Here is an 11690-nt window from a genome sequence, read left to right on the forward strand (position 1 = left end):
CCAGCACGTCGCGCGGCCCGGCGAGCGTGGGGCGCAGGTCAGCGGGCGGCAGCCTGCGGCACGGCCGCCTCGGTGGCCGGCTTCTCGTCCCGGCGGCGTCGTCGGCCGTTGAGCAGGGCACCGATGAACGTGTACCGGACCAGGTAGCGGTAACTGAGCAGGGTGACCGGGTAGGTGACCAACAGGATGGCCGGGAACTTGACGAACCACGGCACCGCCACCTGCGACACCGCCGCCTGCAGCGCCATCACCAGCGGGAGGTGGACGACATAGACCCAGTACGACGCGTCGGCCACGTACCGGATCGACGGGTTCGGCCGGGACAGGTGCCGCATCGCCGCCCCGATCAGGCCCATCGTCCAGGCCCAGACGGCGAGCGTGTAGACCACCGCGTAGCCGACCTTGTGCCAGCCCAGCGCCTCGGGCTCGGTGTCCGGGGTGAGCCCGACCATCGCCAGCGCCACGCCGGTCAGCACGACCGCCGCCACCAGGTTGCGGGGGTACCGCCGTTCCCACACCCGGATCACGTCCACCTGGCGGTTGAGCAGCCAGCCGAAACCGAACGCGCATCCGTAGGCGACCAGACCCACCGGGTTGGGGATCAGCCCGTTCTCGGCCGGCGGCACGCCGTACCAGAGCAGCCAGTCCTGCTTGAGCAGGAAGGCGACGCAGAGCGGGGCACCGACGACCAGCGGGGTGAGGTCACGGGCGACGACGCCCCGGACGATCGGGTCGACCAGCCCGCTGCGCCGGCTGCCGTCCGGGTCGACCAGGTTGACCACCGCGCGGACGGCCAGCGCCAGTACGTAGAGGACCAGCAGCCAGTAGAGGAACCACAGATGGGTCAGCGGGAACGTGCTCGGGGTCATCGGGGTGGCCCCCGGGACCTCCTCACCGGCCAGGTTCGCCGCGATGATGATCGCCACCACGGTGGAGAACATCACCACCGGCCAGAAGATCGCCAGCGGGGCGAGGATGCGCACGGCCCGGTTGCGGACGAACCCGCCGGTGCCACGCCGGTGCAGCAGCAACCGGGCGAAGAAGCCGGCGATCAGGAAGAACAGCGTCATCCGGAACACGTGGATGACGAAGTAGGTGCCGTTCATCACCGGGCTCGTCGACACGTCCCCCACCACCCAGGTGCGGGGCTCCAGGAAGGACAGTGTCGTGTGCAGGACGACGCCGAGGAGCAGGGCTCCGGCGCGTACCGCGTCGAGGGCGTGCAGTCGTTCGGAGGCGCTCGTGGCGGCGCCGGGGACAGGGGTCGAGGGGATGGCCATCTTCTGCTCTCCACTACCCGCGGTCTCGGGTCCGTCCCGATTCCGCGCGTTCGTCGGGCGTCGGGAATGGGCGGCGCCGGCCGGTCCGGACATGGTGGTGCGCGTACCGGCCCGACCGGCCGGACGGCACTGAGGGAGTTGCCGTCGACCGCTACCTGGAGGCTATAAAAAATAGACGAGCATGGTCATCCGCACTTGCGGCGAAATTGTTTCATCCTTTGGTTGCCGGCATCGGCCTTTCGGCCTTCCCGGCTGATTTGTCGTTGTCGCAAGTCGATTCCGACGGGCTGTGCGGGCATTGCGCCCCACCATTTGTCGGCGGATCAGGAGCGCTGGGTGGCGCGCAGCCGCAGGAACCGTTGCTCGGGGACGCTGAGGGTGGACCGGGCGGCCAGCAGGTAGTACCGCCGGGCCTCGTCCCGGTCGCCGAGCAGGTCGAGCAGGTGCGCCCGGACCACGTGCACCCGGTGGTTGCCGGCCAGCACCGGGTCGGCCTCGGCGGCGGCCAGCTCGGCGAGCGCGGCCCGCGGTCCGTCCACCATGGCGACCGCCACGATCCGGTTGAGCGCGACCATCGGACCGGGCGCGATGCGGCGCAGGAGGTTGTAGAGGCCGAGGATCTGCGGCCAGTCGGTCTCCTCGGCCCGGGCCGCCTCGTCGTGCACCGCGGCGATCGCCGCCTGCACCTGGTACGGGCCGACCGGTGCGCTGGCCAGGGTCCGGGTGATCAGCGCGACCCCCTCGGCGATCGCCCGCCCGTCCCATCGGGACCTGTCCTGCTCGGCCAGCGGGATCAGCGCTCCGTCCGACGCCGTCCGGGCCGGCCGGCGGGCGTCGGTGAGCAGCATCAACGCCAGTAGCCCGGTGACCTCCGGGTCGTCGGGCAGGTGTTCGTGCAACTGGCGGGTCAGCCGGATCGCCTCGGCGGTCAGCTCGATCCGGTTGAGTGCCGGCCCCGAGCTGGCCGTGTAGCCCTCGTTGAAGATCAGGTAGAGGACCTCCATCACGGCGGCCACCCGCGCCGGGCGTTCCTGCGGGGCGGGCATCCGGAACTCGATGCCGCTGGCCCGGATGCGCTGCTTGGCCCGACTGATCCGCTGCGCGACGGTGGACTCCGGCACCAGGAAGGCGCGGGCGATCTCGGCGGTGCTCAGCCCGCCGACCGCCCGCAGGGTGAGCGCCACCTGGGAGGCCCGGGTCAGCGCCGGATGGCAGCAGAGCATCAGCAGGGTCAGCGTGTCGTCGACAGCGGAGACCGGGCCGGGCTCCGGGCCGGTCAGCGCCGCCACCGCCCGCTCCCGGCGACGGCGGGCGGCGTCGTTGCGCCACAGTTCCGTCCAGCGGCGGGACGCCACAGTGGTCAGCCAGCCCCGGGGGTTGGCCGGCAGCCCTTCCTCGGGCCACTGCACGGCCGCCGCGAGCAGCGCCTCCTGCACGGCGTCCTCGCAGGTGTCGAAGCCGCCGTGCAGACGTACCAGGGTGGAGAGCACCTGCGGCGCGTGTTCGCGCAGCAGGTCCTCGACCTCCGTGGTAACTGTCACGCGTCCGCCCGGGGGGCGTCGAGGACCGGGCGCACCTCGACCAGGCCGAGCTGCGCCTCGGGAATCCGGGCCGCGTGCGCCACCGCCTGCTCGATGCTTGCGCACTCCACCAGGTAGAAGCCGGCCAGGTACTCCTTCACCTCGGGGAAGGGGCCGTCGGTGGCCGTCGTGCGGCCGCGCTCGACCCGGACCCGCCGGGCGGTGGACGGGTCGGCCAACGCCTCGGAGACGATGAGCTCACCGGTCGCGGCCAGTTCGTCGACGAGGGCGGTGTGCGCCTTGACACCCAACTCCCGTTCGGCGTCGGACATGCCCTGCCACGCGTCACGAGCCTGTTCGTTGTGGCTGATCAGGATCAGATACTTCACCGCACCTCCAAGGTCGGAGATGATTGTCCCACCAGTGGGTCGAAACGGCACCGCCGCTTCGACACAATACAGAACCGCAGCTCAGGGTGGGTAGTTCGGCGCGGCGGCCGGGTGCCGCGTCGCTTTTGTCGGTGGGCTCGTGGCATCGGGTCGGGCGGGTCGGTGGCCGACGAAATGGAATTCGTCTTTGCGACATCGGGTGTTTCCCGACGCTCACCCCCGGTCGGCGACGAACTCCACGATCGACGTTCCGACATAGTCGATCATCTCATCGGTGAGCGCCGGGTAGACGCCGACCCACAGCGTCTGCTCGGTGACGATGTCGCTGTTGGTCAGGTCGCCCACCACCCGGTAGTGCTGGTTCAGGTAGGCCGGGTGCCGGGTCAGGTTGCCGGCGAACAGCTGCCGGGTGCCGATCCGCCGGTCCTCCAGGAACGCCACCAGCTCGGACCGGCTGAACGGCGCGCCCGGCTCGACGGTGATGACGAACCCGAACCAGCTCGGCTCGCTGTTCTCGGTGGCCTCGGGCAGCAGCAGGTGCGGCACCCCGTCGAGCCGCTCGCGCAGCCGACGCCAGTTGCGCCGGCGCAGCGCGGTGAACTCGTCCAGCTTGGCCAGCTGGGTCAGCCCCAGCGCGGCCTGCAGGTCGGTGGCCTTCAGGTTGTATCCGACGTGCGAGTAGATGTACTTGTGGTCGTAGCCCTGGGGGAGCGTGCCGAGCTGGTACTTGAACCGCTTCAGGCAGGTGTTCGACTCGCCGGGCGGGCACCAGCAGTCCCGACCCCAGTCGCGCAGCGACTCGACGATCCGGGCCAGCGCCAGGTTCGAGGTGAGCACGCAGCCGCCCTCGCCCATGGTCAGGTGGTGGGCGGGATAGAAGCTGACCGTGGACAGGTCGCCGAACGTGCCGGTCAGCGCACCGTCGTAGGTGGAGCCCACCGCGTCACAGTTGTCCTCCACGAAGAACAGGTCGTGCGCGTCGGCCAGCTCGGCCATCTCCCGCGCCGGATACGGGTTGCCCAGCGTGTGGGCCAGGATGATCGCGCGGGTCTTCGGGCCGATCGCCGCGGCGACCCGCTCCACCGTGGTGTTGTAGGTGCCCAGGTCGATGTCGACGAAGACCGGCACCAGCCCGTTCTGCAGGATCGGGTTGACCGTGGTGGGGAACCCGGCGGCCACCGTGACCACCTCGTCGCCGGGGCGCAGCTGCCGGTCCTCCAACAGGTCCGAGGTGAGCGCGCTGACCGCCAGCAGGTTCGCCGACGAGCCGGAGTTGGTCAGGTGGGCCTTGCGGCGGTGCAGCTTGCGGGCGAACTCCGACTCGAACCTGCGGGCCAGCGGGCCGGCCGCGATCCGCATGTCCAGCGCGGCCTCCACCAGCGCCACCCGGTCCTCGGCGTCGAGCAGCGCCCCGGAGGGCCAGATCTCGGTCACCCCCGGGATGAACGGCTGATTGGGCTGCCCGTCCTGGTGGAACTTGCGGACCTCGTCGAGCAGCAGCGCTCTACGGTCACTCATGCCCCGATTCCTCCTCATGATCGCGACAGGTGTGCGTACCGGTGGCGGGGCCGGACCGTCCGTGGCCCGCGCCGGTGACCACCGGGGACGCGTGCTGGCGGGCGGTGCTCACGGCCGCCACCGGACGGACGACCCGCCGACCGCCGCCGGCGTCGGCGGTGTTCCGCCGGCCAGCCGCTCCAACGCTTCGACGGTCTCGGCCGGCGACGGCTGTGCCGCGACCTCCCGGGCCACCGCCGCGGCCGCGGCCGCGAACCGGGCCTGGCCCAGTACCAGGTCCGCCGCGTCGGCCACCGCTCGCGGGGTCGCCACGTCCAGCCGGACGGCCACCCCCACGCCCGCGGCGGCGATCGCCTCCGCGTTCTCCAGCGCGTCGTCGAACTTGGGCAGCACGATCTGTGGGCAGCCCGCGGCCAGCGCGGTCAGGGCCGAACCCTGCCCGCCGTGGTGGATCAGCAGTCGGCACGTCGCCACCAGCTCCGACAACGGAATCCGGCCGGCGTGGCGGACCGCCGCCGGCAGCGGCGGCAGCTCCCGGGCGGCCTCGTCGTCGATGGCGAGGACCAGCTCGGCGTCGAGGGTGGCCAGCTCCTCGACCAGGCCGGTGAGCAGGCCACCCATCCCGCCGCCGGTCAGCTGCGGCAGGACGGTGCCCATGGTCAGCCCGATCCGGGGCCGCGACGACGGGTCGAGCAGCCACGTCGGCACCCGGGCGGCGCCGTTGTAGGGCACCGGCCGCAGCCCGAGGTGCGCCCGCGCGTGCGGCAGTCGCAGGCTGGGCGGCCACGGATCGAGCACCAGGTCGGCCCGGGGCAGCCGGGTCAACCCGAGCCGGTGCAGGTCACCCCGGAGCACCGTCTCGGCGGCGGCCCGGTACTCGACGAGTTCCGCGACCCCCCAGTGCAGCTCGACGTACGGGACGCCCTCGGCACGGGCGGCCACCGGACCGGCGTACTCGGAGCGCTCGGCGAGCACCAGGTCCGGTCGCCAGGACCGGACGGTGGCCAGGGTGCCGGCGAGGTTCCGCGACGCCATTGTCGCGAAGACCTCGCCGTGTCCGTAGGGGTCGTCCTCGATGCCGTGCGGCGAATCCGGCCGCATCAGGTCACGGACGTCCATCCCCGGCCCGCTGGAGACCGCCGGCAGGCCCGCCTGGGTCACTGTCGGCACGAAGTGCTCGGTGCACGCGACCAGCACCTCGTGCCCCGCCGCCCGCAACGCCCAGGCGAGCGGCACGAGCGGGAAGAGATGACCGTGCATCGGTGCGCTGGTGATCAGCACGCGCATCTGCGGCTCCGACGGCTATGGCGCCGCCGGAATGCGCGGCGACGGATACCGGCACTGACTGTTACCAATAGCGGTACTGCCTATGACCAATTGATCGTTGCAGAGGCGGGGGAGGCGGACACCTCCGAGCGTGCCGTCTGGCCGCTCAGCCGGCCGGCCGGACCGTCACCACGCTCGGCAGGCCGTTGTCCGCCGCCGCCTCCAACGGGGCGACCCGGGAGCCGGTCACCGCGATGCCGTCCATCCGGACCACCGGGGCGAACCAGGCCAGTTCGGTCAGCCGGGCCACCGCCTGCTGGAACAGCCCCGCCTGGGTGGCCGGGTCCGGCTCGGCGATCGCCCGGTCCAACGCCTGCCGCAGCTGGGCGTCGTCGGTGGCGTACGGGTTGAACGGGTTGGCGACCGGGCGCATGAAGTCCAGCGAGGACAGATAGGTCGGCAGGTTGCCGTAGCCGAACGCGGTGACCGGGAACTTGCGCGACATCACGTGCTCCAGCCACTGCGGCACCTGGGTGTCGGTGGTCAGCTCCACGGTCACCCCGATCTTCTTCCACTGCCCGGCCACCACCTGCGCCACGGCGGCGATGCCCGGGGTGTGCGCCTCCGCCTTGACGGTGAAGCCGTTCGGGTAACCCGCCTCGGCGAGCAGCGCCTTGGCCCGGTCCGGGTCGTACGGGTAGCGGTCGTCCAGGGCCGCCTGGTAGCCGTCGAAGCCGGGGGCGGCGATCTGGCTGGTCGGGTGGGCGAACTCGCCGAAGATCGTCGTGGCGATCGTGGCCCGGTCGATGGCGTGGTTCAACGCCTGACGCACCCGCACGTCGCGCAGCGGCGCGGCGACCGTGCCGTCGCGGTCGGCGAGCACCATGCCGAGCACCGCCACGCTGGCCGTGATGTGCTTGAGCCCGGCGGCGGCGACCGCCGGTCCGGCGTCGGCGTTCAGCGCGGCGTAGTCGATCTGGCCCGCCTGGATGGCCTGCACGGTGGCGTTCGCGTCCGGCAGCACCCGGACCACGACCTTCTTCCAGTGCTGCCCCTCCTTGTTCCAGTACCGGGGGTTGGGCAGGTAGGTGTAGTGGTCGCCGGCCACGGTGCCGGCCGGGTCGAGCTGGTAGGGGCCGGCGCCGAAGGTGCGCTGGGCGAGCTGCCCCGGGTCGGTCAGCCCGGCGGGGGAGACCACCGAACCGGAGAGGATCGCCTGGCTGAACAGCTGCCGCATCACCGGGTTCGGACTGCTGTTGGTGACCACCACGGTGGCCGCGTCGGGCGCGGTGATGCTGGCGATGGTGGCCGCCCAGGTCTTCGCCTTCGGGCTGACCGTCCGCATGTACTCCAACGACCTGACCACCGCCGGGGCGTCCAGCGGGGTGCCGTCGGCGAAGGTCAGCCCCGGGCGCAGCTTGAGCTGGAAGACCTTGTTCTGCCGGTCGACGTAGCCGAACGACTCGGCCAGCTCGCCGGTGAACGTCCGGTCGGCGTTCATCCGGATCAGCGGGGCGTACGCCAGCGCCACCGTCGGAATGTTGTTCAGGTCGATGTTGGCCTTGTACGGGTCGAGCGTCGGCGGGGCCGCCACCGCCATGGTCAGGACGGCGTCGTCACCGTCGCCCCCCTCCTCGGCGGTGCCGGAACAGGCGGTCAGCGAGCCGACCGTGAGCAGCGCGGCGGCGACCAGGAGACGTACCTGGTGGACGCTCCGGCGCGGACGATGCGCGAACATGGCCATCCTTTCCCGGCGGGTGCCGGTGTCGAGGGGTGCGGGTGTGGACGGTGCGAGATGCGGTCAGGGTGGCGGTGAGACGCCCGCCGGGGCCGCCGGCGCGGGGTGTGCCGCCGACGCCAGGTCGGCGTGCCGCAGGCAGGCGCTCAGCGCGCCGGTGGCCGTCGGTGCCAGCGGCGGGCGCTGCCGGGTGCAGGCGTCGATCCGGTACGGGCAGCGGGCCGCGAACCGGCACCCGCCGTCCCCGCCCACCCCGGCGTCGGACGTCGGGCCGGCCGGCTGTTGCCGGCCGGCGGCGGCGAGCGCGGCGCGGGCCGGACCCGGGTCCGGCACCGGCGCGGCGGCCAGCAGGGCCCGGGTGTACGGGTGCGCGGGCCGCCGGTACACCGCGTCGGCGGGGCCGGACTCGACGACCTGACCCCGGTAGAGCACCACGATCCGGTGCGACAGGTGCCGCACCACCGCCAGGTCGTGGGCGATGAACAGGTGCCCGAACCCGAGGTCGGCCTGCAGGTCGGCGAGCAGGTTGATGATCTGCGCCCGGACGGACAGGTCCAACGCGGACACCGGCTCGTCGGTGACCAGCAGGCGGGGGGTGCCGACCAGCGCCCGCGCCAGGGCGATGCGCTGCCGCTGCCCGCCGGAGAACTGGCCGGGGTAGCGGTGCGCCGCCTCCGCCGGCAGGCCCACCCGCAGCAGCGCCTCGACGACCAGCGCCCGACGCCGGGCCGGGTCGAGACCCCGCCGGTTGAGCAGCGGCTCGACCAGGCAGTCGCCGATCCGGCGGGCCGGGTTGAGCGAGCTGAACGGGTCCTGGAACACCAGCTGCACGTCGTGGCTGAGCGCCCGCCGCTGCCGCCGCCCGGCGTGCGTGACGTCCACCCCGTCGACGCCGATGCGGCCGTCGGTCACCGGGGTCAGGCCCAGGATCGCGCGGGCGATCGTCGACTTGCCCGAGCCGGACTCGCCGACCAGGCCGACCGTCTCACCGGCGGCCACCGTCAGGCTCACCCCGTCCACCACCCGCGTCGCCGACCGGCGGCGTCCGAGGTCGACCACCAGGTCGTCCACCGTCAGCAACGGCCGCCCGGTCACGCCGCCACCCGGCTCTCGTCGGGCCGTACGCAGCGCACGGCGTGCGCCGGTGCGGTCCGGTCCAGCGGCACCGGGGCCCGTCGGCAGGGCTCGACGGCCAGCGGGCAGCGCGGCGCGAACCGGCACCCCGTCGGCCAGTTCCCGGGGGCCGGGACCGTGCCGGCGATGGTGGGCAGCCGACCCGCCCCGGACGCCCGGTGCGGATCGGCCGCCAGCAGCCCCCTGGTGTACGGGTGCCGGGGACGGGCGAACAGCTCGGTCACCGGGCAGGACTCGACGACCTGACCGGCGTACATCACCACCGCCCGGTCGCACAGCGCCGCCACCACCCCCAGGTCGTGGGTCACCAGCAGCACGGCGAGCCGCCGTTCCCGGCTGGTCCGGGCCAGCAGGGCCAGGATCTCGGCCTGCCGGGTGACGTCCAGCGCGGTGGTCGGCTCGTCGGCGATCAGCAGTTCCGGGTCGCCGGCCAGGGCGAAGGCGATCGCCACCCGCTGGGCCATCCCCCCGGACAACTGGTGCGGATACCGACGCGCGGTGCTATCCGGCTCGGGCAGGCCGACGTCGCGCAGCAGCGCCACCACCCGTTCGCGGGCGGCCCGTCGGCCCGCGCCGGTGTGCCGCCGGACCGCCTCGGCGAGTTGGACCCCGACGCGCAGGGTCGGGTCCAGGCTGACCATCGGGTCCTGGGCGACGTAACCGATCCGCCGGCCCCGCACGGTGCGCCACTGCCGGTCGGTGGCCCGCACCAGGTCGAGGCCGGCGAAGTGGCAGCTGCCGGTGACCCGGCCGTCGCCCGGCGGCAGCCCGAGGACGCTCAGCGCGGTGACCGTCTTGCCGCAGCCCGACTCGCCGACCAGACCGACGATCTCCCCGGGGGCGATGTCGAGGTCGACGTCGCTGACCACGGTGGTGCCGTCCGGGGTGGCCGCGTCGGGACGGCCGGGGAGCCGGACCGACAACCCGCGTACCGACAGCAGGGCGTCGGGGGCGGGTGACGCCGGGACGGCCGTAGGCGCGGCCGGGGTGACGCCCACCCGGTGCCGGCCGGTCCGACCGGGGCGCCGCCGTCGGCGGGCCAGCTTCGTCGTCGACCAGGCGGCGGTCGTGCCGTCGCGGGCGGCATCGCCGAGTAGCACGAAGGAGAGTACGGTCAACGCGACCGCCAGCCCCGGCGGGACCAGGGCCCACGGATGCCGGACGATCACCATCCGCGCCTCGTCGATCATGCCGCCCCAGCTCGGCTCCGGCGGCGGTGGGCCGAAGCCGAGGAACGCCAGGCTCGCCTGCATCACCAGGGCGACCGCCGCGACCAGGGACGCCTGGACGATGACCAGGCCGCGCAGCCGGGGCAGCACGTGCCGGCGCAGGATCTGCGGGGCGGAGAGCCCGGCCAGCCGGGCCGCCGCGATGAACAGTTCCTCCCGGGTGGACCGGGTGGCGGCCCGGACCACCCGGATCAGGCCGGAGGAGAGCAACAGCCCGAAGGTCAGCATGGCGATCGTGACGTCACCCGGGAAGACGGCCACCACCACCAGCAGGATCACGATGGCCGGCAACGAGAACAGCAGGTCGGCCAGCCGGCCGACCAGGGCGTCGACCAGCCCGCCGAGGTAGCCGGCGAGCAGGCCCAGGCCCACCCCGACCACGGTGGCCGTCAGCACCGCCACCAGCACCCCCCACAGGGTGCCCGCCGCGCCGTACGCGAGCCGGCTGAGCAGGTCCTGGCCGAGCCGGTCGGTGCCCAGCGGGTGCGCGGCCGACGGCCCACCCAGGGCGGCCGGCAGGTCCTGCTCGACCGGGTCGCGGCCGGTGACCAGCTCGGGGTGCAGCGCGCAGGCCAGCACCAGCAGCAGCCACAGCACGGCGAGCAGCACCAGCGGCCGCCGCAGCAACCGCGTCGCCAGCGCCGCCGGCCGGCTCACCGGGCCCCCACCCGGGGGTCCAGCCACGCCTGCGCCAGATCGGCGAGCAGCCCGATGACCACGACGATCAGGGTGTAGCAGACCACCGCCCCCTGGAGCACCGGAATGTCGTGCTGGGCGGCGGCGAGCGCGGCTCCGGAGCCCAGGCCGGGCAGGCCGAAGATGTTCTCGATCAGCACGGTCGCGCCGAGCAGACTGGCGGAGATCACCCCGAGCAGCGCGACCACCGGCACCGCCGCGGTGCGCAACGCGTGCCGGTAGACGATCGACCGGGTGGACAACCCGTTGGCCTGCATCACCCGGACGAAGTCGCGGCTCAGCACGTCCAGCATGGAGTCGCGGGTCTGTTTGGCCACCGCGGTGACCGCCGCCAGCGACGTCGCGGCCACCGGCAACGCCAGCGACCGCAGCCACTGCACCGGGGACTCCCCGAACGGCACGTAGCCGGTGGCCGGGAAGAGCCGCCACCGCACCGCCAGCCAGGTGATCAGCACCAGGGCCAGCCAGAATCCGGGTACGGCGAGCCCCACCACCGAGGCCACGTCGACCAGCCGCCCGAGCGGTCCACCCCGGACGGCGCTGAGCACGCCGAGGGCGGTGCCGAGCACGCCGACGGTCAGCGTGGCCAGCAGGATCAGTGACAGCGTCGGGGCCAACCGGCTGGCGATCAGCGGGCCGACCGCCGTGCCGGTGCCCACCGACCGGCCCAGGTCGCCGTGCACGGCGTCGGTCAGCCAGCTGAGGTACTGCACGGTCAGCGGGCGGTCCAGCCCCATCTGCCGGTGCAGGGCCTCGACCTGCTCGGGCGGGGCCAGCGGGCCGAGCACCGTACGGGCCGGGTCACCGGGCACCAACGAGATCAGCAGGAAGCACAGGACCGACACGACGAACAGCAGTGGCCCGGTCCAGGCCAGGCGGCGCAGGACTAGCCGGACCATGGCCGCCGGTGGCCGTCCGCA

The 11690-nt window shown here is 73.2% G+C and carries 9 protein-coding genes; all 9 read right to left on the reverse strand.

The window, feature by feature from the left end:
- Positions 1-38: 38 nt before the first annotated feature.
- The 9 genes from ACWCHM_RS09740 to ACWCHM_RS09780 all read right to left on the reverse strand — a co-directional run bounded on the left by ACWCHM_RS09740 (position 39) and on the right by ACWCHM_RS09780 (position 11669).
- Positions 39-1280, reverse strand: a complete 1242-nt coding sequence (locus ACWCHM_RS09740) for an acyltransferase family protein (RefSeq protein WP_281896905.1) — start codon at positions 1278-1280, stop codon at positions 39-41.
- Between the two features lie 323 nt (positions 1281-1603).
- A complete protein-coding gene (locus ACWCHM_RS09745; protein WP_204960471.1) occupies positions 1604-2821 on the reverse strand; it encodes an RNA polymerase sigma factor in 1218 nt (405 codons plus the stop codon).
- On the reverse strand, positions 2818-3189 hold the full coding sequence (locus ACWCHM_RS09750; RefSeq protein WP_204960472.1) for a YciI family protein: 372 nt from the start codon (positions 3187-3189) through the stop codon (positions 2818-2820). Before ACWCHM_RS09750 ends, ACWCHM_RS09745 begins: the two co-directional genes overlap by 4 nt.
- A 213-nt stretch (positions 3190-3402) precedes the next feature.
- On the reverse strand, positions 3403-4707 hold the full coding sequence (rfbH, locus tag ACWCHM_RS09755; RefSeq protein WP_204960473.1) for a lipopolysaccharide biosynthesis protein RfbH: 1305 nt from the start codon (positions 4705-4707) through the stop codon (positions 3403-3405).
- A 108-nt stretch (positions 4708-4815) separates the two neighbouring features.
- Positions 4816-5994: a nucleotide disphospho-sugar-binding domain-containing protein gene (locus ACWCHM_RS09760; protein ID WP_454222158.1), complete on the reverse strand. Its 1179-nt coding sequence runs from the start codon at positions 5992-5994 to the stop codon at positions 4816-4818.
- Positions 5995-6139: 145 nt separating this feature from the next.
- On the reverse strand, positions 6140-7711 hold the full coding sequence (locus tag ACWCHM_RS09765) for an ABC transporter substrate-binding protein (protein WP_204960475.1): 1572 nt from the start codon (positions 7709-7711) through the stop codon (positions 6140-6142).
- A gap of 63 nt (positions 7712-7774) precedes the next feature.
- Complete coding sequence (locus tag ACWCHM_RS09770; protein ID WP_281896911.1) at positions 7775-8806, reverse strand: oligopeptide/dipeptide ABC transporter ATP-binding protein; 1032 nt, start codon at positions 8804-8806, stop codon at positions 7775-7777.
- The gene (locus ACWCHM_RS09775) at positions 8803-10731 is read right to left on the reverse strand and encodes a dipeptide/oligopeptide/nickel ABC transporter permease/ATP-binding protein (protein WP_281896913.1); all 1929 of its coding nucleotides are present in this window, start codon (positions 10729-10731) and stop codon (positions 8803-8805) included. Before ACWCHM_RS09775 ends, ACWCHM_RS09770 begins: the two co-directional genes overlap by 4 nt.
- Positions 10728-11669, reverse strand: a complete 942-nt coding sequence (locus ACWCHM_RS09780; protein ID WP_204960478.1) for an ABC transporter permease — start codon at positions 11667-11669, stop codon at positions 10728-10730. The genes ACWCHM_RS09775 and ACWCHM_RS09780 overlap by 4 nt, the downstream gene beginning before the upstream one ends.
- Positions 11670-11690 lie beyond the last annotated feature (21 nt).

The organism is Micromonospora sp. SCSIO 07396, from assembly GCF_053667945.1.

What these genes read in the sequence shown, in the direction of transcription:
- ACWCHM_RS09740 (WP_281896905.1), bottom strand. Translation starts at nt 1,280, where the DNA reads ATGGCCATCCCCTCGACCCCTGTCCCCGGCGCCGCCACGAGCGCCTCC.
- ACWCHM_RS09765 (WP_204960475.1), bottom strand. Translation starts at nt 7,711, where the DNA reads ATGTTCGCGCATCGTCCGCGCCGGAGCGTCCACCAGGTACGTCTCCTG.
- ACWCHM_RS09760 (WP_454222158.1), bottom strand. Translation starts at nt 5,994, where the DNA reads ATGCGCGTGCTGATCACCAGCGCACCGATGCACGGTCATCTCTTCCCG.
- ACWCHM_RS09780 (WP_204960478.1), bottom strand. Translation starts at nt 11,669, where the DNA reads ATGGTCCGGCTAGTCCTGCGCCGCCTGGCCTGGACCGGGCCACTGCTG.
- rfbH (WP_204960473.1), bottom strand. Translation starts at nt 4,707, where the DNA reads ATGAGTGACCGTAGAGCGCTGCTGCTCGACGAGGTCCGCAAGTTCCAC.